16 protein-coding genes and 11 pseudogenes are annotated in these 25,012 nt (G+C 47.1%); 9 read left to right on the top strand and 18 right to left on the bottom strand.

Annotated elements, in window-relative coordinates:
- Positions 1 to 237: 237 nt before the first annotated feature.
- Positions 238 to 567, top strand: a complete 330-nt coding sequence (locus tag A8140_RS15525; RefSeq protein ID WP_005533668.1) for a DUF2500 domain-containing protein — start codon at positions 238 to 240, stop codon at positions 565 to 567.
- 1 nt (position 568) lies between these two features.
- Here A8140_RS15525 and A8140_RS15530 read toward each other — a convergent pair whose 3' ends face one another.
- Positions 569 to 1,582 carry an acyltransferase gene (locus A8140_RS15530; RefSeq protein WP_005533666.1) on the bottom strand — a complete coding sequence of 338 codons (1,014 nt, stop codon included), beginning with the start codon at positions 1,580 to 1,582 and terminating at the stop codon, positions 569 to 571.
- 250 nt (positions 1,583 to 1,832) lie between these two features.
- Between A8140_RS15530 and A8140_RS15535 the strand changes: the two genes are divergently transcribed.
- Positions 1,833 to 2,213: a cystatin domain-containing protein gene (locus A8140_RS15535; RefSeq protein WP_005533664.1), complete on the top strand. Its 381-nt coding sequence runs from the start codon at positions 1,833 to 1,835 to the stop codon at positions 2,211 to 2,213.
- Positions 2,214 to 2,302: 89 nt separating this feature from the next.
- Here the strand turns inward: A8140_RS15535 and arsJ are convergent, their stop codons facing one another.
- The 6 genes from arsJ to rhtB form a co-directional block, all read right to left on the bottom strand.
- Entirely contained in the window at positions 2,303 to 3,520 is a 1,218-nt protein-coding gene (gene arsJ, locus A8140_RS15540; protein ID WP_005533662.1) for an organoarsenical effux MFS transporter ArsJ, read from the bottom strand.
- Between the two features lie 258 nt (positions 3,521 to 3,778).
- On the bottom strand, positions 3,779 to 4,273 hold the full coding sequence (locus tag A8140_RS15545; protein ID WP_005533659.1) for a cyclin-dependent kinase inhibitor 3 family protein: 495 nt from the start codon (positions 4,271 to 4,273) through the stop codon (positions 3,779 to 3,781).
- Between the two features lie 11 nt (positions 4,274 to 4,284).
- Positions 4,285 to 5,286: an ArsJ-associated glyceraldehyde-3-phosphate dehydrogenase gene (locus A8140_RS15550; RefSeq protein ID WP_005533657.1), complete on the bottom strand. Its 1,002-nt coding sequence runs from the start codon at positions 5,284 to 5,286 to the stop codon at positions 4,285 to 4,287.
- A gap of 27 nt (positions 5,287 to 5,313) precedes the next feature.
- Positions 5,314 to 5,649, bottom strand: coding sequence for a metalloregulator ArsR/SmtB family transcription factor (locus tag A8140_RS15555; protein WP_005533655.1), 336 nt, complete (start codon positions 5,647 to 5,649; stop codon positions 5,314 to 5,316).
- Positions 5,650 to 5,751: 102 nt separating this feature from the next.
- Complete coding sequence (locus A8140_RS15560) at positions 5,752 to 6,975, bottom strand: EAL and HDOD domain-containing protein (RefSeq protein ID WP_005533652.1); 1,224 nt, start codon at positions 6,973 to 6,975, stop codon at positions 5,752 to 5,754.
- 28 nt (positions 6,976 to 7,003) lie between these two features.
- Entirely contained in the window at positions 7,004 to 7,618 is a 615-nt protein-coding gene (gene rhtB / locus A8140_RS15565) for a homoserine/homoserine lactone efflux protein (RefSeq protein WP_005430372.1), read from the bottom strand.
- Between the two features lie 65 nt (positions 7,619 to 7,683).
- On the opposite strand from rhtB, the gene A8140_RS15570 reads away from it, so the two are divergent.
- Together A8140_RS15570 and A8140_RS15575 are read left to right on the top strand one after the other, a co-directional pair.
- The gene (locus A8140_RS15570; protein ID WP_005533650.1) at positions 7,684 to 8,673 is read left to right on the top strand and encodes an alpha/beta fold hydrolase; all 990 of its coding nucleotides are present in this window, start codon (positions 7,684 to 7,686) and stop codon (positions 8,671 to 8,673) included.
- Positions 8,674 to 8,844: 171 nt separating this feature from the next.
- Positions 8,845 to 9,669 (top strand): Cof-type HAD-IIB family hydrolase, encoded by an 825-nt coding sequence (locus A8140_RS15575; RefSeq protein WP_005533648.1) that lies wholly within the window; start codon positions 8,845 to 8,847, stop codon positions 9,667 to 9,669.
- Between the two features lie 70 nt (positions 9,670 to 9,739).
- Here the strand turns inward: A8140_RS15575 and A8140_RS15580 are convergent, their stop codons facing one another.
- Positions 9,740 to 10,210, bottom strand: a complete 471-nt coding sequence (locus A8140_RS15580) for an EVE domain-containing protein (protein WP_005533646.1) — start codon at positions 10,208 to 10,210, stop codon at positions 9,740 to 9,742.
- Positions 10,211 to 10,251: 41 nt separating this feature from the next.
- Between A8140_RS15580 and A8140_RS15585 the strand changes: the two genes are divergently transcribed.
- Positions 10,252 to 11,802, top strand: a complete 1,551-nt coding sequence (locus A8140_RS15585; RefSeq protein WP_005533644.1) for a COG3650 family protein — start codon at positions 10,252 to 10,254, stop codon at positions 11,800 to 11,802.
- The gene (locus A8140_RS15590) at positions 11,802 to 12,398 is read left to right on the top strand and encodes a tRNA-uridine aminocarboxypropyltransferase (RefSeq protein WP_005533641.1); all 597 of its coding nucleotides are present in this window, start codon (positions 11,802 to 11,804) and stop codon (positions 12,396 to 12,398) included. The genes A8140_RS15585 and A8140_RS15590 overlap by 1 nt, the downstream gene beginning before the upstream one ends.
- A 108-nt stretch (positions 12,399 to 12,506) precedes the next feature.
- On the opposite strand, the gene A8140_RS15595 is transcribed toward A8140_RS15590, so the two are convergent.
- From A8140_RS15595 to lptM, 7 genes and pseudogenes are all read right to left on the bottom strand, one after another.
- Positions 12,507 to 14,993 carry a bifunctional diguanylate cyclase/phosphodiesterase gene (locus A8140_RS15595; protein ID WP_005533639.1) on the bottom strand — a complete coding sequence of 829 codons (2,487 nt, stop codon included), beginning with the start codon at positions 14,991 to 14,993 and terminating at the stop codon, positions 12,507 to 12,509.
- Positions 14,994 to 15,132: 139 nt separating this feature from the next.
- Positions 15,133 to 15,850, bottom strand: a pseudogene (gene yigB / locus A8140_RS15600) (5-amino-6-(5-phospho-D-ribitylamino)uracil phosphatase YigB).
- A 13-nt stretch (positions 15,851 to 15,863) separates the two neighbouring features.
- Positions 15,864 to 16,805, bottom strand: coding sequence for a tyrosine recombinase XerC (gene xerC, locus A8140_RS15605; protein ID WP_005533635.1), 942 nt, complete (start codon positions 16,803 to 16,805; stop codon positions 15,864 to 15,866).
- Positions 16,771 to 17,476 (bottom strand): annotated as a pseudogene (locus A8140_RS15610) (DUF484 family protein). The gene xerC and the pseudogene A8140_RS15610 overlap by 35 nt, the downstream one beginning before the upstream one ends.
- 20 nt (positions 17,477 to 17,496) lie before the next feature.
- Positions 17,497 to 18,328: pseudogene (dapF, locus tag A8140_RS15615) on the bottom strand (diaminopimelate epimerase).
- 10 nt (positions 18,329 to 18,338) lie between these two features.
- A pseudogene (gene lysA / locus A8140_RS15620) lies at positions 18,339 to 19,593 on the bottom strand (diaminopimelate decarboxylase).
- Between the two features lie 60 nt (positions 19,594 to 19,653).
- Positions 19,654 to 19,771 (bottom strand): annotated as a pseudogene (gene lptM / locus A8140_RS26000) (LPS translocon maturation chaperone LptM).
- A gap of 74 nt (positions 19,772 to 19,845) precedes the next feature.
- Between lptM and cyaY the strand changes: the two are divergent.
- Positions 19,846 to 20,161: pseudogene (cyaY, locus tag A8140_RS15630) on the top strand (iron donor protein CyaY).
- A gap of 182 nt (positions 20,162 to 20,343) precedes the next feature.
- Here the strand turns inward: cyaY and A8140_RS25800 are convergent.
- From A8140_RS25800 to A8140_RS25810, 3 pseudogenes are all read right to left on the bottom strand, one after another.
- A pseudogene (locus tag A8140_RS25800) lies at positions 20,344 to 20,724 on the bottom strand (class I adenylate cyclase); the annotation flags it as partial.
- 4 nt (positions 20,725 to 20,728) lie between these two features.
- A pseudogene (locus A8140_RS26005) lies at positions 20,729 to 21,594 on the bottom strand (class I adenylate cyclase).
- A pseudogene (locus A8140_RS25810) lies at positions 21,578 to 22,758 on the bottom strand (class I adenylate cyclase). Before A8140_RS25810 ends, A8140_RS26005 begins: the two co-directional pseudogenes overlap by 17 nt.
- 345 nt (positions 22,759 to 23,103) lie before the next feature.
- On the opposite strand from A8140_RS25810, the pseudogene hemC reads away from it, so the two are divergent.
- Positions 23,104 to 24,042 (top strand): annotated as a pseudogene (hemC, locus tag A8140_RS15640) (hydroxymethylbilane synthase).
- Positions 24,043 to 24,044: 2 nt separating this feature from the next.
- Positions 24,045 to 24,772: pseudogene (locus tag A8140_RS15645) on the top strand (uroporphyrinogen-III synthase).
- Positions 24,773 to 25,012: the final 240 nt, after the last annotated feature.

Consider the following 25,012-nt stretch of genomic DNA (forward strand, 5'->3'; position numbering starts at 1 on the left):
ACCCTCCTTACTTGATCCTTCCTTCGTCCGTTGTTTCATTCTTCTATAAATTTAGAACTTTTTCGAGCCAAAAGGTGCAAATTTCCTTTTAAATTGTGCTCTTGAACGCATATAAAATGTGAAGTGCGCCGAATAAAATCTAAGACACTTTTACTAGATCACGAATAATTTATCTCAACTCATAGTTTAATCATGGAGTTCTGTAAAATAGGCGCCAATGAAACATTGGAGGTTATCATGCCAATCTCACTTATTTTGGCTCTGTTCGCTCTGATTGCGCTTGGCGCATGGGCATTTTTCCGCTTCTACAGCAAACATTACTTTGGTGAGGATGCACCTGAGCAGAGTGCTCAAGTGACCATCTTGGACAAACAAGCGATAGAAGTACCGAATGCCGAGCCTGGCCAAGACGATCAAGAATATTGGATTTATGTACAACGCGGCTCAATTGGGCCAAAACGCGAGTTTCAAATCGGTGTGCACTATTACCACGCTCTAAATCCCGGTGATAAAGGCACATTGACCTACCGTGGCGATAAGTTCTTGCACTTCGCCCTAAACCGCTAATTTACGGCAACAACCAGCGAGTCTTGGCGGACTTAGAGAACAGATAGCTCATCGCCAAGGCTCCAGCACCACTCAGTACAATCCACACCGGAATCACCCATGCTGGATGACCTTGATACCAACCGAACGCTTTCATCGGCCACAAGAAAATTGGGTGAAGAAGATAAATACCCAAACTGTGCTGGCTAATAAAACTCACCACTTTCTGTGCTTTGGGCGCTAGGCCTTCTCCAAAGTAACGACACAGCATAAAAATCATCGACGCAGCGAGAATCACGTTCAATGTTTTGTATGAGAACCAACGCCCTACTGTGTACTTGTCCGCTTCTAAACTGTTGCTCACCACCATAGTAAAGGTCACTGCCAATGCCACCAGCCCTAATGCCGTAAACCCCGTGACGACAGAACGATTAAGTGGGACTTTCTGAAACAACACATAACCGAGTGGTAAATACCCCATATAAAGCCAGTATTGATTGCTCCACGGTCCATCAATTTTGAATAGGAATAAAGTGCTAGTGAGTAACCAAACCGCCAAGTACGCATAGAGGACACTGTCGTCACAATTGCGGACTACCCATTGAAACATCGGAATCACAAAATAGAGCGGAATAAAGTAATAGAAGAATCCAAGATGGTAGTAAGTTGCATGATGCGGACTGTTGCTCACCACTTCTTCAACGGTGGAAAAATCAAAGCCTTGAGCCGTCCAGCCTGACACATACGCATAAAACATCGACCAAACCAAAAAAGGCACCAACACTTTACCTAAACGCCGTTTGACGTAGTACTTGGCCTCAAAAGGACGTGTATCACTGAGCATCAAAGCTCCCGTGATCAGAATGAATACCGGCACCGCCCAACGGGTCACACTGTTCACACCGACCGCCGTTGCCCATTGGTCAAATGGAATCACGCCCAACTCATTACGATATGGCGCTAACACGTGAATAGCGATCACTGCCACTGCAGCAACACAACGTAATAAGTCGAAAAACAGAACCCTTTCTCTCATACCCTTTCCTAATTTGCGTAACTTCACGTCTATAGCATAGGGCAATTTTCATCCGGTTAAATAGTTAACAATCTGTTTTTGCTTATTTTTAACTCAACGATGACGCACCAATATCATTGATTTGCAAAATGGTTGATGACAAATCCTATTGTACAAATGGGATCAATAGCCCTAAGCTTTCTCGGATATGAAACAGATCTAACCGTTTCATTCCTTTAGGATGATGGACAGATAATTAAGAGAGGTCTTTATGAAGAAAGCATTATTAGCGTCACTGGTTTGTGTAGTGGCTTTAGCTGGATGTAATCAAAAGGAAGAGGCCGTGGCACCAACACAATCGCAACCGGAAGCGAACCCTATCTGCAGCGCTGAAAACCTTGCTGGCGGCTGGTCACAAGGTGAAGTAACACCTGAAGCTCAGCAAGCACTCGATTTTGTACTTGGTCAGATGAATACCACAGCGAAGCTAAAAGAGATCTTGAGCGTACGTACTCAAGTGGTGAATGGTCTTAACTACGCCATTGAATTCGAAATGGACAATGGTGAAGTATGGAACACCATCGTTTACCGCTCACTGAAAGGTGATATGGAAATGACGCAACCTGCACAACAAGGCCGCATTTGCCGATAAGCAAGACTTGCTGATTTGCGATATTGAATCGTAAAAACAAAAATGGCTCCCAAAGCGGAGCCATTTTTTATTCTAAATCGTAAGTCGATTTAAGCCGTCGCCACTTTGGCTTTTGGTAGTTTGATAGAGATGACCGTCGTTAGCGCTAAGAAAGCAAAAGAGACCCACAGACACGCAGCTAAACCCGCTTCTTGGTAAATCCAACCGGATAGAACCGTACCAATCAAACGTCCCATTGCATTCGCCATATAGTAGAAGCCGACATCCAGTGAAACGCCATCGCCTTTCGCATAACTAACGATCAGGTAAGAGTGCAGAGATGAGTTCACCGCAAACACAGCACCGAAAATCATCAAGCCCACGACAATAACAAGCTCTGGCTGCCAGCCGATTTGCACGCCATAAGCAATCGCACCAGTGATGACAGCCAGGATACCCGCCCAAATCAGAGCCGCACTGCCATCTGGCACTCGACCTTGCGCTTTGCCGGTAATACGAGGCGCAAAACCTTGAACGAATCCGTAAGCAATCACCCAAGCCGCAAGGAAGCCGCCTACCGTCAGGTGATCCCAACCAAACACGCTGCCAAGATAAATCGGCAGTGCAACAACAAACCACACATCACGCGCGCCAAATAGGAACATACGTGCAGCGGAAAGAATGTTCACCGATTCTGACTTAGAGAAAATTTGACGGAACTTAGGTTTGCTCTTCGCCTTACCCATATCCGCTTCTAGCCAGATCAAACTGCATACAAACACAACAGCCAGTACACTTGCCATGATGACCATCGAAGTTTGGAAGCCAAACGCCGATAGCAGCAAACCACCAACGAAGAAACCCGCACCTTTCAGCGCATTCTTCGAGCCTGTTAAGATCGCAACCCACTTATAAAGTGCACCTTGCTGCTCGTCTGGCACCAAAGTTTTGATCGCGCTCTTGGCACTCATCTTATTTAAGTCTTTGGCAATACCCGAAATTGCCTGCGCCGCCATTACCCAAGGAATGGTCAACCAAGCATTGGGCACAGCCAACATCAGCAAGGCAAAAATCTGCATCCCTAAGCCGACGTTCATGGTTTTGTTCAAACCAAGTCGAGCACCTAGCCAGCCACCAACCAAGTTGGTCACTACACCAAAAAATTCATAGAAAAGAAACAACGAAGCAATCGCTAAGCTTGAGTAGCCTAAGTCATGGAAGTAAAGCACCACCAGCATACGTAGTGCACCATCCGTCACGGTGAAATTCCAATAGTTGAACGTCACAAGCATATACTGACGAATACTTTTGCTTAGTTTTGAAATCATAACGACCTCAGATGTACAGCATTTAGGGCATTTAGTTCATGATGTTCCAAATGCTCTATGACCTGAACACCAGCATTGAGCCATCTCAATACTGGCGTTAAATTGTGAAACAAGAACTGATGAAACAACCAAACATTATTTATTAATAAACAATAATTTAAGCACAATACCAGTAAGCAAGAATCACATAAATTGGGAAGCCATTACGGCATAAAGAGAGCTTTTGGATCATGATGTTCCAAAAGCTCTATAAGCTGATCAAGCATTTTGAGCTACACGCTCGATGTACTCAACTTGTACTGGCTTTGTGAAAGCACCAGGACGCAGCGCTTGCACTTCAAGTACGATATCTTCTAGCGCCCAATCTTTCTCTAGCAGTAGGTGCGCAGCAAACAAACCTGTGCGACCAGAGCCACCCATACAGTGCATTGCAACCTTGCCACCTTGAGCTAGAATCGCGTGCAGTTCAGGACTCGCTTGTGACCATTTTGCAGCGAACTCTTCGCCCGGAGCACAGTCATCTTCGATCTCAATTTGGAACCATTTCATGCCTAACTGTTGGGTTAATTCGCCCAATGCAGACACGTCTTTTGCTGCTAATTCAGTATTATCAAGGGCAGTAACAATCGCTTCTACGCCTTGCGCTTTTAGCTGCTCTAGCGAAGCTTGCAGTTCAACACCTTTGGTACCAGGACATGGAGTCAGTACCAAAGCGCCCGTTTCTAAATCTAATTGCCATGTAGGATGAGACATCTTACAACTCCTTATGCCGTACCAACGTTACGAACCAATTCCGCAGTACGCGTCGCGTAACCCATTTCGTTATCGTACCAAGCGTAAATCTTCACCATACGAGAACCCACTACCATGGTTGATTGTGCATCAACGATAGTTGAACGTTGGTCGCCTTTGTAATCAATAGAAACCAATGGACGCTCTTCAAAACCAAGGATGCCTTTTAGCTCGCCTTCAGAAGCTTCTCTCAGTAGTGCGTTAACTTCTTCTGCCGTGGTATCACGTTTCACATCAAAAATGATGTCTGTCAGCGATGCGTTTGCTAGAGGAACACGAACCGCGTGACCGTTAATCTTGTCTTTCAACTCTGGGAAGATTTCAACAATCGCTTTTGCACTGCCCGTTGTGGTCGGGATTAGGCTCATGCCACATGCACGTGCACGACGTAGGTCTTTGTGCGGCGCATCCAGAATCGTTTGTGTGTTGGTTAAATCGTGAATCGTTGTGAATGACGATTGTTCAATGCCCAGTTTCTCGTGAATCACTTTCACTACTGGTGCAATACAGTTCGTTGTACAAGACGCTGCGGTTACGATGCGGTGCTGCGCTGGGTCGAAGATGTGGTCGTTCACACCCACTACGATGTTAGCTACGCCGTCTTCTTTTACTGGTGCGCTAACAACAACACGTTTTACGCCTTGTTCTAGGTATTTGTTTAGGAATGAGGTTTTGCGATGAACGCCCGTTGCTTCAATCACAACATCACATTGACCCCAGTTCACAGCATCGATATCACGCTCTTGTGAAGTCGTGATGCGCTTACCGTTGATCACCATATCTGTGCCTTCAACTTGCACTGCATGGTTCCAACGACCTTGAACTGAATCGAACTCAAGTAAGTGACCAAGCGTCGCTGCATCACCCGCTACATCGTTGATGTGTACGAACTCTAGCTCTGGCCAATCAAACGCTGCGCGTAATGCCAAACGACCAATTCGACCGAAACCGTTAATACCTACTTTAATCGTCATAATCTTCTACCTTTAAGCTTTCGCTGGTTAACAGCACGCTGCACGAGCTTTGTCTTGTAAACGTGAAATATCGTCTTGGTACTCTTGCTTCAAACAGTTCGAGGCCACCAAGTCATCAATCAATTTTTGCATCCATCCCGGTAATTGATCGGACAGCTCGTAGTACACCCATTGCCCCTGACGTTTATCAACTAAAATACCATTCGATCTTAGCTGGGCCAGATGGCGAGAAATCTTGGGCTGGCTTTGTTGTAATGCATGAGCCAAATCACCAACACAGGTTTCCCCTTCACGAACCACCAACATTAAGCAGCGCACACGAGTCTCGTCGGAAAGAAGTTTGAAGAACTGATGTGGAAGCATAAATACATACCTATATATGGATATGCGAATATGGTTATTTAAAACTGAGATGCCGTCAAGCGATCGTGCCCGACTGTAATAAAAGTTTAATATTTGATCAGATTAGGCGCCAGAAAAGGTCTGGCTCCAGCGCACGGCTTCGCCAAGTTCAGACTTCACGTCATCGACAGAAAGACCGAGTTGCTGGGAGAATTGCTCCACGCCCGCCCAATCGGCACGCTCGTAGCACTCTTCGATTGCCAGTAACGCGCCGTATTCACCTTGGCGATGCAACAAGGCTTGCTGCACGGAAGGACTTAACGGCAACTGTCCAACTAAAGATTCGACAGACAAATCGAGCATGGCATCGAGAATCGACAATAAGCCGATCATAAAACCCTGCTCGTTGAGATGGGCAAAAGGTTGATAGCGCGACATGGCTTCACAGAATTGAGCGCGTTGCAGAGATAAGTTGTACAACTCTCGCGGCTTGCTACTAGAGATATAAGACGCTACCACTAGTGAGACAAACATTTTGAGCTTTTCTTGCCCAAGGTAAATCAAGGCTTGGCGGAATGACGTGATGGTCACTTCCAACGTAGTCGATTGTGTGTTCACAAAACGCAGTAACTTATACGACAGCGTGACATCTTGGGTAATGATGTTTTCAATCCGGCCAAAGTCTGGATCGGGCACGCATACTTCTCTGAATAACTTAAGCGCCAGCACTTGTTCGGGGCTCACATATTTAGTCTGCATCACTTCGGGCTTACTGAAAAAGTAGCCTTGGAAGAATTTAAAGCCCGCCTCTTTGGTCGCTTCAAACTCAGCTTCGGTTTCGACCCGCTCAGCCAAAAAGTGGTATTTGGTGCGCTTTTTGGTGTGCTTCTTTACTAAATCGCACGCATTTTTCAGCCCCATCGCCATGATGTCGAGTTTCACGATATGAACATAAGGCAGAAAGCGACGCCATTCGTCAGTCAAAGTGAAGTCATCGAGCGCAATCAAATAGCCTTCACGGTAAAGTTCGCGAATGGCTTCAAGCAGTTCATCGGTCGGTTGGCAGGTTTCGAGTACCTCAACCACGATTTTGTTTTTCGGCAAACTTCTTGGTAGCCGACGCAACAAGCTCTGTTGAGGGAAGTTGATGAAGCATCGTGACGATGCAATCAGAGGATTGGTTCCGACAGAGAGAAAATTCTCTACAATCAATCGGTATGTCGCCCTGTTTGAATCGATGTGTGCAGGATATGCATTACTTTCACCATCACGGAACAACAACTCATATCCCAGCGTCTGTCTTTTACGATTAAAGATAGGCTGGCGGGCGACATACGCATTTTTCATTCGAAATTATTGTGATTTTTATAATTTGTTACTTAGCTGCCGCTAATAATGCACCACAACCCATGAACATTGAACCGAATACTTTATTAATTTTGCCCATGATCTTATCTGAGCGAATAAAACGTCCCATTTGTGCAGCTAAACTGGTGTAACCCAGCATCACAAACGCATCAATGGTCACTGTAGTCACACCCAAAACCAACAGCTGAGTCAGCTGGTCTTTCGCTGGATCGATAAACTGTGGAAACAGTGCCACCAAGAAGACGATCGATTTTGGGTTTGTCAGGTTAATAAGAATGGCTTTGTACAACAGAGAAGTGCCTGACATCGCTTTGTGGCTTTCGGTTGCAACTAAACCAGACGTATCACGCCACTTTTGAATGCCAAGCCACACAAGGTAAGCCGCACCCACCCACTTAATCACGGTAAATGCAGTTGCCGATTGCGCCACCAACGCGCCAATGCCAGCACCAACCAGAGCAATATGAATCGCCAAACCGATTTGTAAACCAACGATAGCACCTAATGACTTGCGCGTGCCGTAACTCAAACCATTACTGATTGAGTTGACGGTACCAGATCCCGGAGCCAGACTAAAAACGATTGCTGTTACCACATAGGCTAACCAAACGTGGGTATCCATTGCATTTCCTCAATAATTCTTCGATGATACATCGCGTAAGCAACGTATCTTCAGGTAATCGACTAATGGCTATTAACCATTCACCTTTGACTTATACTCAAGAGACTTTATTTGAGCAAGCAATAGGTGGTCCGATCGCAGCACTTTGGCAAGAGCGCCAAGAAGGCTTTGTAAAAGGGACAGAGAAAAAGAAAATCTACTGGTGCAAACTCACCAATCCTGAGCACACAAAAGCCGTGCTGATCGTCAACGGTCGCATTGAAGCTTCCTGGAAATACCAAGAACTGTTCTATGATCTGTATCGACAAGGTTATGACGTGTATTCGTTTGATCATCGAGGACAAGGTTTATCAGATCGCCTAATTCCAGACTCAGACATGGGTCACGTCTATGACTTTAATGACTACATTGAAGATATGGAATTGGTGCTGCAACAGCTTGATTTAAGCGGATACCAACAGCGTTTTATCATTGCTCACTCAATGGGTGGCGCAATCGCTACGCGCTACCTGCAAACGCATCCAGAACACAACTTTGATGGTTTGATTCTGAGTTCCCCAATGTTTGGTATCAACCTACCTTGGTATCTCAGCCCTATCGCGATTCCGGTCAGCCAAATCTTAGCGGCAGTCTCGACAAAGCCAAGCTACGCGCCGGGTCATAAAGAATACTACCCAAAACCGTTTGAAGATAACCCACTTAGCCAAAGCTACGATCGTTATCATTGGTTCCGTGGTTTATACCGTGACAAACCCGAGCTGCAAGTCGGTGGGCCAAGCACCCGCTGGGTTTGGCAAGGTTTAATGGCTGCCAAGCAATGTATTTTGCTGACACGCCAAATTAAAGTTCCGGTTTTATTGGTTCAGTCAGGCAACGATCGCATCGTGAGTAACGCCGCGCAGCAACGCTTTATCGATAAGCTAAGTAAGACCAACCCTAATGCCAGCCTAGTTTCGATTGCTGGTGCAGAGCACGAAATTTTGTTCGAAAAAGACCAGTATCGTAACCAAGCTCTGGACGCTATCTTTTCCTTTATGCGTGCTCAAAGCGCATAAAATAAATTAAAGAGGAAATACGAGGTCTGCGATTTACCCTCTTTTTCCTCCTTATTTTGGCGTAAACTTCATCATGTTCCCCGCACTCGGATCAGTACGACCTAGTCAATCTACTGCGCTCCGTGTGCAATCAACCTGTTCCACTCTATCCGAACCGTTTACGAGGGCTTCATGAGCACATCGCTACCTTGCAAAGAGATCACCAAAATCGTTGCCTCAGATCTGGATGGCACTTTACTCGCACCAAACCACCAGCTAAGCGCTTACTCGAAAGAGACGCTAAAAGCGCTGCATGAACAAGGCTACACATTTGTCTTTGCAACGGGTCGCCACCACGTAGACGTCGCAAGCATTCGTCGCACGGTAGGTATTCCGGCTTACATGATTACTTCGAATGGTGCACGTGTGCACGACCAGAATGATCAAGAGATGTACAGCCAGAACGTACCGGAAGATTTGGTTCAGCCAGTGATCGACACGATCAAAACGGATCCTGAAATACTTATCCACATGTATCAAAACGACGACTGGTTGCTAAACAAAGACGACGAACAACTGCGTGATTTCCACGAAGAGTTCTCTTACAAGTTGTACGATCAAGACAACGCACCAATTGACGGCATTGCGAAAATCTTCTTCACCCATCCAGCGCAAGACCATGAACATCTTGTTACCTTCGAAACTAAGCTACGTGAACAGTTTGGCGATCGACTAAACATCGCATTCTCAACACCTTGGTGTCTGGAAGTGATGAGCGCTGGCGTTTCTAAAGGTGATGCGTTGAAGGCAGTCGCAGAGTCTATTGGTCTAACACTGGAAAACACCATCGCCTTTGGTGACGGCATGAACGATGTAGAAATGTTATCGATGGCGGGTAAAGGCTTGGTGATGGGCACCTCTCACGAGAAAGTGATGAAAGCACTACCAAACAATGAAGTGATCGGCAGCAACGCCGACGATGCGGTTGCACATTACCTGCAAGATCAACTGCTATAACCTGTATTAGCTATTAACAGCGGATTATCGACAAAATCACAAAGGGCTGCACTATGCAGCCCTTTTTCTTTTATCGCTGACTCGGCAGCTTCTCTTTGCCGAGGATTGCTTGCCACTCTTCTTCGCTCACCGGCATGATCGATAAGCGATTGCCGCGTCTCACCAGTGGCATGTTTTCTAGCTCTGGCATCGCCTTCATGACTGACAACGGAATCAAGCGCTCAGTCTTACGTACAAACTCGATATCCACCATTATCCAACGCGGATTTTCTGGGTCAGATTTTGGGTCGTAATAATCGCTCTCTAGGTCAAACTGGAAATGATCGGGATACGCTTCACGGGTCACTTTGGCAATACCTGCCACACCCACGTTCTTGCAAGAAGAGTGGTAAATCAGCACCAAGTCGCCCAATTTAACTTGGTCACGCATCATATTGCGCGCCTGATAATTACGAACTCCCTCCCAACATGAAACCTTTTGGGTTCGAAGCGTGTCAATAGAAAAGGTATCTGGTTCTGTTTTAAATAACCAATATGCCATAATGCCATCCGATGCAGATTGAGTAATGAGGAAGATATAACATGAAGGCTTTGAAAAACCCAGTGGCATTAGCCACACTGCTGGTCCTGCAAGCATGTAGCATGCAACCACAGCAGTCCGATGCAGACACACCAACGACTCCGCCTGCGTCCTTAGATAAGCCAGAAACCATCTTACCTCAAACCTTTATGCTGCGTGGTGAAGTCGTGATTGGGCATGAAAGCCAGTACATCGCACCTTGTGGTAGCGACAAACAATACTGGCTGCAACTGTCACCACAACAGGTGCAAAGAGCCATCGCATTAACCAATCAGCCTTATCAAACCATGTATGGAGAAGTGATTGGTCACCTCAATCCACCTGGTGTTGATGGTTTCTCTGCAGACTTCGACGCAAACTTCGTAGTAGAACAAGTAAACTTCCTCGCCACAGAAAACCCACAACGCTGTAAACAAACCAGTAAACCAACACGAGTTTTCGGTAACGAGCCATCATGGTCAGCCAGCTTTGAAGGCAACACACTCAAGTTCCAGCAAATGGGTAAGTCGACACAAACACTCGAAATCGACAGCAGCAAACTGCAACCTCGTCAGCGAACATACCAACTGAATGACGGCGAACTGCGCATGACCGAGAACTTGTGTTCAGACACCATGAGCAACTCTCTCTACGGCTGGAAGGCAACAGTGGAGCATGGCGATAAAACCTATCAAGGTTGCGGTATGGCGGCCAACGTAGATTCAACACTCGAGTGGGTGAACACTTACGTCGCGACGTCGACCCAATCGCAAGGCTTCGAAGTACAGATGACACTCAATAGCGACCACAGTGCCATCACCAAATACAGCTATTCAGACGGGCAACCGCCATTGATTGAACGCGGCTACTGGCAACAACTGAGCCCATCGCAAGTCCAAGTATTGATGACTCACCATCAGCAACAACGCTTGATGACCGAGCGCCTGTTTACTCGCGAAGGCAACCAGCTGAAAGCAGTCAAAGAGAAAGTGGGCAATTTGGTTTATCACATTGCTGATGGCGGTTTAGTGCTATACCCAGCAACAGTGCGTAACTCGGGCACAGAACAACCAGCAGCCGAGCGCAACAACGATCCAATTGGTGCAGCTGATGTGCCATCCAGTGCCGAATTTAATTCAAAAGTGGATGCGGCGGTGCGAAACTACTTTTTCATTAATCAAACCAACCCAAGCAATAACCAATACCGTTGGCTGACCTATGATCTGAATGGCGATGGTGATGAAGAATTACTGGTGCAACTTGATTGGTGTGGCTCTGGCGGTTGTACTCTGCTGATATTCGAAAACCACGAGAAAGAGTGGCGTTTCAATAGCCGTATGACGCTAGTGCAAAGTCCAATCATGCTCGGTCAACAAACTTCACACGGTTGGCGAGATCTGATTTTCAATGTGAGCGGCGGCGGTGCAACACCTAGCCAACACGTGATGCAATACACTGGCGTAAGTTACCCAATCAACCCAAGCTTGGCGCCAAAAGCGAGCAAAGAACAAGTCAGCGGCGTGCGTTTGTTCTCAGATGGTATTAGCCCTGTTCGTGATGGAGTGCGCTTGTAATGGCGCAGCCTTGTCCACATTGTGGCTTCCAGTTCAACTGCATCTGTTCACTGCTGCCTAAGTTATGCAGTGAACACTCGCTGATGCTGTTGATGCACCCTAATGAACTGACGCGCGATACTAACACTGGCAAACTGCTCGCTCAGTGCCAACTGAATGTCAGTCAAGTCGTTTGGGACCGAAAAGCGCCACCAGCGGAGTTATTAGAAACGCTCGCTAACCCGAGCTTGCTGCCAGTACTGCTATTCCCTAGTGAAGAGAGCTTGACGCTTGAACAAGTGCAGCAAAAAAGTAATCAACAAAACAGACAACCGCTGTACATCATTGTTGATGCAACTTGGCAAGAAGCGCGCAAAATGATCAATAAAAGCCGATGGCTAGAAGGTATCGCGATGATGGGCTTAGCCACTCAAGCCGATTCCCAGTATCAACTGCGCCGCAATCAACAAGAAGGCAACTTATGTACTTTTGAAGTTGCTGCTCAATTGCTCGGACAGCTTGCTGAAGAGCAAAACCAGCTACAGATGCTAGCGTTCTTCGAGCAATACCTTCCTCGTTTCCAAGCCGAGAAAAGTGGTCATGAGTTCAAAGCCTAGCGCTCTTAAGCATCAAAAAACGCAGCTTTAACGCTGCGTTTTTTATTGGCTGCTGTTTCACGTGAAACAAAACTCCAGGGCACTTAAGCATAATTAGAGCAAAGCACATTAAAACAAACGTGTCGGTTCACCTAAGTAATAACCTTGCAGATAGTCCACACCCATGTCCTGCGCAATGTCGCACACCTCTTTATTGTGCACGAACTCCGCGACGGTCTTGGCATTAAACACCTGACACAAACGCACTAACTGCGAAGCAATCTTGCGCTGTTTTTGGTCTTTGTCGATGTAGCGAATCAAACTGCCATCGAGCTTAATCACTTCAGGTTCTAACTTGAGAATCTCATCAATATTGGAGTAACCCGAACCAAAGTCATCAACAATAATGCGAGCCCCTAAATTTCTAAAGTGGCTGCACACCTCAATCATTCGGCCGTAGTCTTTAATCTGTTCCGACTCCAACACTTCCAAACCAATCCGTCTTGGGTCGTTAAGCTGGGTAATGGCATGTTCAAGCAACATCAAGGTTTTATCGCTGAGTAAATCCTGAGGAGACAAATTAATTGAGAAGTCGCCTTGTTTGTCCTTCATGTAATTCAGCGTTGAACGGATCATGTGGCGGCTCAAACGTGTGTACAAATGCGTATCAGAAATGATAGGTAAGAAACGCCCCGGCGCAATGATGCTGCCATCCTCTTCGATGATACGCACCAAACACTCTTGGCTCGCGGGACGATGGTTGTAAGCGTGCACAATTGGCTGACTGTAGGTAATGATGTTCTGTTTGAGAATGGCGCGGCTCACACAGCTCAACCAACCCAACTGCTCTTTTCGCACGTCTTCATTGACCTCAATGTCTTTGGCATTACAGATGTGAGTATTACTTCGCACCCCAGCTCTTCGCGCTTCAATGCCTTTGAGCAGCAATTCATCCGGCGATGCGGTTGGAAAATCACGACGACTAACTAAACCACCACACAATGAAATCGAGAGGTAGTCAATGTCTCGTAAGCCACTTGGCTCAAAGTTGGTTTGCTCAACCGCGTCAGCAAAGCGAGTAAAGTGTTGCTTGATCGCCTCACTGCTAGTGTCAGCTTTAAATAAGAATGCCCACTCACCCACACCAATGCTATAGAGTTGCAGCGCGGCAGGTTTACCAAGACGTTTACGTAGCCGATTGCTAAAGTGCATCGACAAGTCTTTCAACAGTTGGTCGCCAACGCGATAGCCGTACTTTTCGTTGATATGGCTGAAATTAAGAAGTTTAAGTGTCAGTAGATGCTCATCGGCATTAATGGTGATTAAGCGCTCTTGCAGCGCAACGCGGTTTTGTAAACCTGTGCGGCTATCTCGACGAAAACTTTTTTCTAGCTTCTTCGCTTGGCGGTCGAGCTGATAGCCCATGTGCACATTCATGCTATTTAGGTCACCTATCGCATTGCGTATCAGACTAAATAACGGTGAAATCGAAGCAGTCATTTCCTGTGTGGGCAAGTTGATCTCGTCAACTTCATCCCCTTCACGCATCGCAAGGTAAGTCAGGCTGTGGTGCAGAATGTCTTGATGATCATTCCCACCATGCAGTTCACCCATGCAGTAACTACCGGCCGTACTAGAGATATCAGCAAAGGCACGGACTTCATCGCTGCTATCAATATAATCGAGTCGTGATGCGCAGTTATAAATCATCACCGCTTCAGGCTGGTGCATAGCAAGCTCTACCACCCCATGGCGCACTTGCTCCAGAGTTAAAGAAGGATGGTTGTAGCAAAACTGTACTTCATCACCCAGACACCAAGGACGGTCGAAACTCATGCTGCCATCGGGATGAATCTCGGTCACCGCACACACCTCTTTGCGCCCAATGGATTCGCGATAAAGTGGGAAATTCAGCAGCTGATTAAGCGTCAGGTCGTGCCCATCAGCAAGGTAGTGCTTGTAAACATCAAGTGCTTTAAGTTCTCCCAAGCTATACAAGCGCGTGCCTTTGGCATGAGTCACCTTATGAGGCATGCCGATAGGGTTCCACTCGGAATACGCACTGGTCCACACCTTCAAGCTGTCACTATGTAAAGCAACCGCCACAACCGCTTCATCATAAACTTGGTCTTGATGTAGGACCCAGCAACCATCATCAATCGCTTGAGCCAAACCGCCAGAAACCGTCGGACCTTCAGGATTAAATACTCGATACACGGGGTAGTCACGTCGTTCGATTTGGACAGAAAAGCTGATAATGGCTTTGGAGCTATCTTGCAGTTCTAAGGCTTGCTTGAGGTCGTAGCCATCAATATCTGGCGAGAAGGAATAATGCTGAACCGCGGAAGTAAGTGTGGTTTGATTAAACTCCATCACACACACTAAGCAGCCATGGTTGAAAATTTCACCTTCTAGAATAACATGGCGCGTACTGTGCCCAATGATATGGGTATCAGGCAGTCTTTCTAGAATTGCCCGAGCGAGTTCTGTTGCAGTATCGCGTGATTGTGTAGATAGTAGTTGCACCAAATAACGTTTATCCGCACAACACCGATAAGTGACTAAAAAATCATTAAGCTGATCCACATTTTGAACCAGTTGAGAGAATGCTCGCATTTACCCTACCACTGCCGTCATCAAGCCAAAATACATGAAAAGTACTTTTGTTATTTTACTGTTATGAGAGTAATTTACGTGGCTTTACGTGGCTTTGCTAGGGTCAGGGGTAAGATTGAATGGATTAATGCGAAAGCGATTACAAAAGCGTAAGCAACGATTGCAAGCTATTGATTTCAACATCAGGTAAGGTTCGTGTTTTTTCCTTATTAATGACATTTTTATTCATATCATTAAACCAGCATGCGGCAAAACCCGAGAGTTTTGCACCTTGAACATCCGTCACCAGATGATCGCCAACATGAAGAATGTGCTCACTTGGTAAGTCTAGAAACTGCTGCGCTTTGGTGAACATATCTGGTGCTGGCTTCGCGCTGCCATCCGGTCCTGCTTTAAACACTTGTTGGAAATAAGGTGTAAGCCCTATTCTATCTAAATCCACATTACCGTTAGTGATCGCCACCAGCGGGATTTCTTGCCCCAGTTGAGCAAGTACATCGAGGCTTTGCTGTGGCACCTCAAAACGGTTACGCCAATCCAAAGCAACCTCTACCGGCGGCTTGGGCGGCAGAATGTGCTGCATCGTCATCGTAACCAACTTGGGAGAAGGCTTGCTTAAGTTGCACTAAGCGCCACAGAGTGACATCACTCTTCAACTCTGGTTGCTGCTGTAGAACACTTTGTTTGAGCGCAAACCAATCGGCTTTATCCATGTGAGCGATCGCCGTATGATGGTGTTTAAGCCAAGATAGCAACTCACGCTCCATACGAACTATCACCGGGTAGTTGTCATAGAGGGTGTCATCAAGGTCAAACGTCATCGCCTTTACAGGCGCGATACGGCGGTAGAATTTCATGGGATTCCTTGGGTTAGTCCGACTTGTCGTCGTTTCTCTTACGCGCTCTCGGGTGTGCCTGATCATAAGCTTGCGCTAAATGTTGGAAATCCAAGTGGGTGTAGATTTGGGTAGTAGAAATATTTTCGTGCCCCAATAGCTCTTGCACTGCACGTAGGTTGTTGCTCGATTCCAACATATGGGTTGCAAACGAGTGACGCAGTTTGTGCGGGCTTATGTGGCTCGCAACGGACTGTTTCTGCCCCCACTCCGCCATACGCTTTTGCACACTGCGATGTGAGATTCGTGTACCCAGCTTGGAAACAAACAGTGCAGGTTCACCCGGCGCGGCTAGGTCACCACGGACACGCAACCACTTGCCAACCCATTCAGTTGCCATACCAGAGAACGGCACTTTACGTTCTTTGTCACCTTTACCAATCACTCGTAATTCGCCACTGCGTAGCTGAACATCACGCACATCGACACTTACCAGCTCTGCCAAACGCAGACCAGCGCCGTACATGAGCTCCATCATGGCACGATCGCGCACCGCTAGCGGGTCGTCTTCGTTCACTTCGAGCAGTTGGTTTACTTCATCCACATCGAGGTTTTTCGGCAGTGGGCGCTGCTTACGTGGCGCCGAAACCCCTTTGGCTGGGTTCGCTGACATTTCTCCACGTAGGATCAGGAAATCGAAAAAGCTGCGTAGAGAAGATAAGCGCGTCGCTAAGCTGCTGGCTTTCATGCCTTCACGCATGCCTTTACCTGCCAATTGACGCACCCAACCCGCATCGACTTGCGACCAATCTTTCAACCCCATCTCAGCCAAGTGGTGAGCCATGGTTTCCAATTGTTGTTTGTAGTTGCGTTGGGTGTGCAGGCTAAGCCCCTTTTCGCTTCGCAGGAATTCGTAGAAGCGTTCAAGAGGCTTTTGAAGACTATTTGGCAGAGGAGTATTGGGAGTTGTCGTCATCGTGACTTTGCCATACCAATGTTTGAGCGAGATGTGCCACTACTAAGGATAGGTGACGCAAAAACAAGGTATCCATATCTGGTTGGAAATGACCGCCATCCTCGCTAGAAAACGCCAGTACGCCAAGCGTCTGTTTTTTCACAAGCGGTAACACCACATAGGAACCCATTTCTGGAACGTCCATATCCCCAAACAACGCTTCGCGATCCACTTTACGCAGACGACCTAAGTAAGCCTCTTTACCGTTTAAGTGGTTGGTAGCAAAACGTTGGTAACTTTCCTTACTCAATTGAGTCGTAGCATCACACTGGCTCAATAGACGCACATACGCCTTCAAACCAAGGTCTTTGGCTTTGAGTTCAATGGTGCTGATGACTTGCTTGAAATCACCACACTTAAGGATTTGCCCTTGCAGATCCATGAACTCGTAGAAGGTGCGATCGTTGTTCGCTGCCAAAGACATCAGTGTGGTGATCTCTTCTTCCAGCTCTTCAATTCGCTGGCGCTGACGGTTCATTTGAATATGAACCAACGAGACCGCGCCTAAATCTGCATGAGGTAGAGAGAGGCGATCGACCAATTCTGGGCGTTGAACGAAGAAGTCTGGATGGTCTTTTTAAATACTGAGCAACGACTTCCGCAGTCAGCGCATCCGCTTCAACTTCTGAGATTTGGTTTTCTTGCTCTTCAACTAGCACGACAATTGACCATCAAATACGTGTGTTGCTGGGCCAGTCATAAACAATGGTTTACCTGGACCTTGCCAAGAGATGCGCAAGTCACCGCCCGGAAGTGAAACTTTCACATTCTCGTCCAGTAGACCTTGCAAGATGCCAACCGCAACCGCACCACAGGCACCGCTACCACAAGCTTGGGTTTCACCCCGCACCACGCTCATACACGCGCAAACGGATGTTGTTGCGATCCACGATCTGCATAAAGCCTGCGTTCACACGCTCAGGGAAGCGTTCGTGTGATTCTAATAGCGGGCCGAGTGTTTCCACTTCTGCCGTATCCACATCGTCGACCACGGTCACCACATGCGGGTTACCCATGCTCACCGCACCACAGAACAGGGTTTTGTCGCCTGTGCGCATGATGTAGGTTTTCTCTTTCTGCTTCGCTTTAAAAGGGATCTTGCTCGGCTCGAACTCAGGCTCACCCATGTTCACCGTAACTTCACCATCGTCTTCGACATCAAGAGTCATCTTACCCTTCTTGGTGCTGACGCTGATGCTGTATTTGTTAGTCAAACCTTTCAAACGGACGAAACGCGCGAAACAGCGAGCGCCATTACCACACTGCTCAACTTCACTGCCATCGGCATTAAAAATGCGGTAGTGGAAGTCAGTTTCTGGATCATAAGGCGCTTCAACCACGAGCAATTGGTCAAAACCAACGCCCGTGTGACGATCCGCCAAACGACGGATCAAATCTTGCGAGAAAAACACGTTCTGGGTGATGCAGTCGACGACCATAAAGTCGTTGCCCAAACCGTGCATTTTGGAAAAGTGGAAATGCATTTGTTGTGTGTTACTCCGGTAGAATCTGTTCCAGCTGCCACAAACTGGTCAGCTCCTCACGCTGGCGAACAAGGTGGCTTTGGTTGCCATCCACCATCACTTCCGCCGCTCGGGTACGAGTATTGTAGTTCGAAGACATCACAAAAACCATAGGCGCCTGCAGAGCGAACCGCGAGTAGATCACCTTCTTGCAGCACTAGTGCTCGATCTTTACCCAAGAAATCGCCCGTTTCACAGATAGGACCGACTAAGTCGTAAGTCTGTGCTTCACCTCCACGCGGTGAAACCGGGACAATATCTTGCCATGCCTGGTATAGCGCAGGACGCATTAAATCGTTCATCGCCGCATCGATAATCGCAAAGTTCTTGTGCTCAGTGTGTTTTAGGAATTCCACACGCGTTAGCAAGATACCGGCGTTGGCTGCAATCGCACGGCCTGGTTCGAAAATCAGTTCAAGATCTTGATGGTTCTCAAGACGACCTAACAGTGCTTTCGCATAGTCTGAAGGCTGTGGTGGCAATTCATCACGATATACTACGCCTAGACCACCACCAACGTCCAAGTGACGAATGTTGATGCCTTGCGCTTTTAAGTCATCAATCAGTGCTAACAGACGATCTGTAGCGTCGATGAAAGGTTCAATCTCAGTCAGCTGAGAGCCAATGTGGCAGTCGATGCCTTGCACGTTGAGGTTTGGCAGGCTCTGAGCAAATTTATATACCGCAGGCGCACGGTCAAAAGCGATACCAAATTTGTTATCACGCAGACCAGTCGAAATGTAAGGGTGCGTTTTTGCGTCTACGTCAGGGTTAATTCGTAGAGAAATCGGTGCAACCACACCCAGCTCGCCCGCGACTTTATTCAAGCGCTCAAGCTCAGGCTCTGATTCCACGTTGAAGCATTTAATGCCCAGTTCCAGTGCGCGTTTCATCTCTGCTGGTGTTTTGCCAACACCCGAGAACACCACCTTCTTCGCATCACCGCCAGCCGCGATAACACGCTCAAGCTCACCACCTGATACGATATCAAGCCTGAGCCCAAACGAGCCAGTGCATTCAATACGCCAAGGTTTGAGTTTGCTTTTACTGCATAACAAACAAGATGAGGATGCTGACCCACTGCGCTGTCAAACGCATTCCAGTGACGCTCTAACGTTGCACGTGAGTAAACATAAAGAGGAGTGCCATGTTGCTCGGCAAGAGCTTGGAGTGAGACGTCTTCGGCCCAAAGCTGGGCCATCATCCTGATAGTTGAAGTAATCCAAAATTTGCTTCCCTTAATTAATTCGACTGCTAAACCCTGATTTCACCCTAAGGGTGGCTAATTATTGTGACTGCTCGTTTCTGCTGAGCGTCATCTGGGATGTAAAGTGAACCTGATTGACCGCAACCAGCAAGTGTCGCTGCAACCATCACAAACAACACCGTAAGTAATTTTTTCATTTTGCATATCGTGATTATTAAACCAATGCCCCCTATAATCGCACCACACTCAGGAAAAGCAATAGGATAGACGGATGAACGATACTGAATTTCATCAACTGGTGGATGCGCAGATGCAAAACATCGAAGAATCCATCGATGAATCAGGCGCAGACATTGATTACGAAGTCACTGGCAACGTAATGACATTAGAGTTTGAAGACCGCAGCCAAATCATCATTAACCGCCAAGAGCCAATGCATGAAATCTGGTTGGCGTCGAAGTCTGGCGGCTTCCACTTCAAGCTGGTGGATAACAAATGGACTTGCTCTAAAACGGGCATGGAACTATTTGAAATGGTGAAAGAAGAGTGGCGAAAAGCACGCTGGTGAAGCGATCGATTGGGTATAAGCCAAAGAGTCTCGTGACGACCAGTCACCTAAACGAAAAAAGAGCACTGAGGTGCTCTTTTTTGTTGGTCGTTTTATGCATTCACCGCTTTGGTTGGGCGGGTTGGCGTGCAACCATCGGTTGCGATAAGGGATAATGTAGGTATTCCCTTCTTCCGGATGAATAATTTGATAGTACTGCGGCAAGTTAAAGTTAATAAACTTCGACGATACACGACTGTCGTCTTTCACCGAGGTGTAGAAGCTGTTCACTGACGCAATCATTTCATCTTTAGAGCCACTAAACTGGTGGTAAACCTCAACTTGGTTTGATTCATCCAATACGTAGATGTTAAAACCATCGTCGGTGTCTTCAAAGAAGAACTGCACCAAACCTTCACTGGCAAAGCCATCCACTACTTCTGGTAGTTGATACTCTTGCTCACGATCCAACATCAACAACGGTGAGCCTTTCAGCTTATTGGTTGAAATGCTGCGGTAGAAGTCGACCGAGTTTTCCAGCTTCTGAACCGATACACCACGACGCTCAAAGAACAAACCGTAAGTTTGATTAGCAAGACGCATGGCTTTAAAGCGACGGCGTTTCTCTTGGTTCAACTGGCTTCAAACGTAAGTCGATACACTCAGCTAACAGCTGGTAAACCATATTGCGCATCACGCCACGCATGTTCTTCGCGTAGCAGAACACATCCACCGACTCTGGCGGAATCGCATCTTGGTGCATTTTGCCAAGGATGGTCTTCAACGCATCTAGCATCGCGGTTTCGCCTTTGAAGTGAAGAGTACGCACTTCGTGCCATGAGTTGCGATAAACCAAATCAACACTGCCGACCAAATTAATATGCTCAGGACCAAAACTGAAGATATCGGTGTTCTTCACGTCCACTTTGAGTGAGCGACCTGACAGCTCTGCCGTTGGGTCATTTTCAAAGTTGATGAACATCGCCATCTGACTAATTTCGCACGGGCTACCCAATGCTTGCATCGATGGACGACGGTTACGTAACGAGAAGGTATTACGTAGGTCACTCACCATTTGGTAGAACTTATCGATGTCTAACTGCGCTTCACGCACCACCGCGTGCAAACGTGTTGACTCGGTAATCAAACCGTTGAAGAACGCCAAGAAACCAACTTACTCAAGTACTCATGGTGCTCAAGACAAGGTTGACCAAGAATACGGTGCGCAATCAGTGGTTGCTTGTACAAATACCAACCTGACTTGTTCACCCCGCCCTCTTTTACTTCAATGAAGCTCAAGTCGGGCTCGTGCAAATCTGGCGAGATCTGAGGGTTAAGCAAGGTAACTTTCCCCGGCAGCACTTCGAATGCCGCGTACAGCTTACGGGCAAGAATACTAATGTCTTGCGGGCTGATCGCCGAGGTAATGTCATTACGACGCGCAAACTGAATCAAGTTACGGTAGCTTTGCATCAAAGCATCCAGCAGTGCATGGCACTACTTTCACTTGCTCTACTTTCCAGTTACGACGATCGTCGAGCTCCGCCAGTACCGCTTCATCCCAATCCCATTTCGCAATCATGTCGCTCAAAGCTTCACGACGCCAAGCTACCGAGCCTACATCTGGTTCACGAGACAGCTTTTCATGGGTTTTAAGTAAGAACAACGACGAACTAAATCCAAACGAGTGTCGTCTTGGATTCGCTCTAGGTAACGCGTTACTTTCTCTAGCATCAAGTAGTACGCATCCATGCCGTACAAGTCCGGCTCGTGGGCAAAGAAGCGACGCTTAGTGTCGATACTAAGAAGTTGTGTGTGCGGGTATTCCCACGAGTAAGCTTCAAGCAAGATCGCTTTCAACACGGACTTGTAAGGGGAATCGATACTCTTGTACAGCTGCCATAAGTTCGAACCGAAGTACTCTTCAGCAGGAATGCGGTTAAGCTGACCAAAGTTGATCCACTCATCACAATTGATGTAGCCATCTTTACAAAGCTGTGCAACGTACTCGTCGTAACACTCTTCCATTTCTGGTGGCACGATTTGCCACAACAAACGCTGTCCAGCTAGACGTACCGCAGAACGGTAGAACTCATCCAGCAATAATAAATGCTGAGAAGAACCACAGTTATCGCCGGTCATCTCTTCCGAACGGTTGCTACGAAAACGCTCTTCATCCATTAAGAAGAAGTTCGCTTCTACACCTTGGCTTTGTGCCCAGTCAGTGATCAGCAAGCATTTATTGGTCAGCAGTTCACGTTGGTCGTTATCCATCTCCGGTGAGATACACACCCAAATATCCAAATCACTTGAGGTACTTTGACCAATCGAAGAGGTACTGCCCATGGTGTACAAACCTAAGATCGCAGGTTGCTCTGCTGTCTTAAGCGTTGACCAATCGTCAGTTGAGTATCATCAAGGAATCGTTGTTGGAGTTCGTTCAGCTAGACCAAACACACCATAAGGGACGTCTGCATCGTAGTAGCCGGGAATAACAGGATGGTTGTAGTTCAACAAGGCAGGAATCAAGTGGAAGACTTGCTGGCTTTGCGAATCCATAAGCGCCAGCGCACGGTCGATTCGTTGCTGGTTCAGGTTATCTAATCGCTGAATAAGTTTTTGGGTGTAAGCCTGCAAGGGAAGTTCCTTGGTTGAACAATCACGAAAATCTGCTGATGTTTTAAACCAAAACGGATTAAAAACGTGATCAATTTAACACTTTCATCAGGGTTGGTAAAGATTTCCCTGCAAATAGTTGTGGTCTAAAAACCCACACTAGTCGCAAAAATTGATAGCGCAGTAGTGTCGCTTGTATTCGCCTATAACTAATAATAGTCCTTAGTCTAAATGAGAATCCAGTCACACTATTTCCATAACGTTATGTAATTCCATTCATGGCGCTCAGAGAAGACTAACTAACATTAAGATTTTCACGCGTTGAGTGGTAGGATTAGGCAAAACTAAAACAGCATTGAGAAGACCATGACACAATCTACGCCAATTCGCATTGCAACTCGAAAAAGTCCTCTTGCCCTATGGCAAGCACACTTTGTAAAAGACGCACTTCAAGCCGCTCACCCAGGTTTGGAAGTAGAACTCGTCACTATGGTGACCAAAGGCGACATCATTTTGGATACGCCTCTAGCCAAAGTTGGTGGTAAAGGCCTGTTCGTTAAAGAGCTAGAAGTGGCAATGCTTGAAGGTCGTGCAGACCTTGCGGTGCACTCAATGAAAGATGTACCAGTAGACTTCCCTGAAGGTCTTGGCTTGGTGACGATTTGTGAGCGTGAAGACCCACGTGATGCCTTCGTTTCTAACACTTACAACAACATTGATGAACTGCCACAAGGCGCAGTTGTAGGTACTTGTAGCCTGCGTCGCCAGTGTCAGTTAAAAGAATACCGCCCAGACCTAGTTATCAAAGAGCTGCGTGGCAACGTAGGTACTCGCCTAGGAAAACTAGATGCAGGTGAATACGACGCGATCATTCTTGCTGCAGCAGGTCTGAAACGCCTTGAGCTAGAAGAGCGCATCCGTAGCTTTATCGAGCCAGAGCAATCGCTACCAGCAGTAGGCCAAGGTGCGGTGGGTATTGAGTGTCGTGTGGATGACGAGCGTCTACTTAAGCTGCTTGAGCCACTAAACCACCAAGATACGGCAGATCGCGTACGCTGTGAGCGCGCGATGAACCTCACCCTTGAAAGGCGGCTGTCAGGTGCCAATCGGTAGCTACTCACTACTGATGGTGACAGCATTTGGCTACGCGCACTGGTTGGTGAACCAGACGGCAGCCTAATTGTGCGTGGTGAAATTCGTGGTCACCGCAACGATGCCGAAGCACTCGGTGTTCAACTGGCTAACGAGCTACTTGAAAACGGTGCGCGCGACATCCTAACCAAACTGTACGCAGACCACGAATAATCATGGCAGTGTTGGTCACTCGTCCGGGAGAGCAAGGCGCGGCGCTTTGCTCTCTGCTCGAAAGGCACGGCAAAACTGCAATTCATCACCCTCTGATCGACATCGTCGCCGATCTCAGCGACACACAACTCTCCAAATACATTGAAACCGCTCAAATCATCATTGCTGTTAGCCAGCATGCGGTGCAATGCGCGGAGCAAATCTTGCAGAACCAGGCTAAATCATGGTCTAAGCAGGCTGTATACCTTGCCGTTGGTCAAAAAACAGCACACTATTTAAGCAAATGTACCCAACAAAAAGTACACTATCCACAAGTCAGTGATAGTGAGCACTTGTTGCAGCTACCCGAGCTAAACAATGTAGAAAAACAAACAGTTCTGATCCTCCGTGGCAACGGCGGTAGAGAGCTGATAAAAGATGCATTGGTGAGACGTGGAGCAAAAGTTCACTATAGTGAGACTATAAGAGAGAATTTATCCCATTCGATCCAGTAAGCTGTGTCTCACTATGGAAAACCCAACAAATCGACCAGATTATCGTCACCAGTGGTGAACAACTGGATTATTTGTGCAGCCAATTGACGTCAGAGCAATTGACTTGGCTTAATCAACAAGAGTTGTATATCCCCAGTCAGCGAATCGCTGACATCGCAATTCAACGGGGCTTCACTCAGGTCAGGTGCACAGGAAGCGCATCCAACCAAGAATTACTGGCTGCTCTCCAGCCCTAGCTACACAGGATATAGGCATGACAAGTAAAAATAACGACCAAAAGAATAACGATAAAAACCTTTCCGAAAAACCACATCGGCACCGCTAGCTGAAAAAGACACGCCTAAGAAGGAATCTGAGCCAACCAAGCCAGAACAACCAAACAAAGTTGAATTTGAAGAGAAGCAAGGCAAACGCGGCGTCAAGCTGGGTACTGGCGCTATCGTCTTATCACTGATTTTTGGTGGCGGTCTCACTTA

The organism is Vibrio campbellii CAIM 519 = NBRC 15631 = ATCC 25920, assembly GCF_002163755.1.
GTDB classification, from domain to species: domain Bacteria; phylum Pseudomonadota; class Gammaproteobacteria; order Enterobacterales; family Vibrionaceae; genus Vibrio; species Vibrio campbellii.

Bases quoted from the DNA above. Each gene is read 5' to 3' on its own strand.
- A8140_RS15525 (WP_005533668.1), top strand. From the start codon at position 238: ATGCCAATCTCACTTATTTTGGCTCTGTTCGCTCTGATTGCGCTTGGC.
- xerC (WP_005533635.1), bottom strand. From the start codon at position 16,805: ATGACGACAACTCCCAATACTCCTCTGCCAAATAGTCTTCAAAAGCCT.
- A8140_RS15555 (WP_005533655.1), bottom strand. From the start codon at position 5,649: ATGCTTCCACATCAGTTCTTCAAACTTCTTTCCGACGAGACTCGTGTG.
- A8140_RS15535 (WP_005533664.1), top strand. From the start codon at position 1,833: ATGAAGAAAGCATTATTAGCGTCACTGGTTTGTGTAGTGGCTTTAGCT.
- A8140_RS15585 (WP_005533644.1), top strand. From the start codon at position 10,252: ATGAAGGCTTTGAAAAACCCAGTGGCATTAGCCACACTGCTGGTCCTG.
- A8140_RS15530 (WP_005533666.1), bottom strand. From the start codon at position 1,582: ATGAGAGAAAGGGTTCTGTTTTTCGACTTATTACGTTGTGTTGCTGCA.
- rhtB (WP_005430372.1), bottom strand. From the start codon at position 7,618: ATGGATACCCACGTTTGGTTAGCCTATGTGGTAACAGCAATCGTTTTT.
- A8140_RS15590 (WP_005533641.1), top strand. From the start codon at position 11,802: ATGGCGCAGCCTTGTCCACATTGTGGCTTCCAGTTCAACTGCATCTGT.
- A8140_RS15570 (WP_005533650.1), top strand. From the start codon at position 7,684: ATGGCTATTAACCATTCACCTTTGACTTATACTCAAGAGACTTTATTT.
- arsJ (WP_005533662.1), bottom strand. From the start codon at position 3,520: ATGATTTCAAAACTAAGCAAAAGTATTCGTCAGTATATGCTTGTGACG.
- A8140_RS15595 (WP_005533639.1), bottom strand. From the start codon at position 14,993: ATGCGAGCATTCTCTCAACTGGTTCAAAATGTGGATCAGCTTAATGAT.
- A8140_RS15560 (WP_005533652.1), bottom strand. From the start codon at position 6,975: ATGAAAAATGCGTATGTCGCCCGCCAGCCTATCTTTAATCGTAAAAGA.
- A8140_RS15575 (WP_005533648.1), top strand. From the start codon at position 8,845: ATGAGCACATCGCTACCTTGCAAAGAGATCACCAAAATCGTTGCCTCA.
- A8140_RS15545 (WP_005533659.1), bottom strand. From the start codon at position 4,273: ATGTCTCATCCTACATGGCAATTAGATTTAGAAACGGGCGCTTTGGTA.
- A8140_RS15550 (WP_005533657.1), bottom strand. From the start codon at position 5,286: ATGACGATTAAAGTAGGTATTAACGGTTTCGGTCGAATTGGTCGTTTG.
- A8140_RS15580 (WP_005533646.1), bottom strand. From the start codon at position 10,210: ATGGCATATTGGTTATTTAAAACAGAACCAGATACCTTTTCTATTGAC.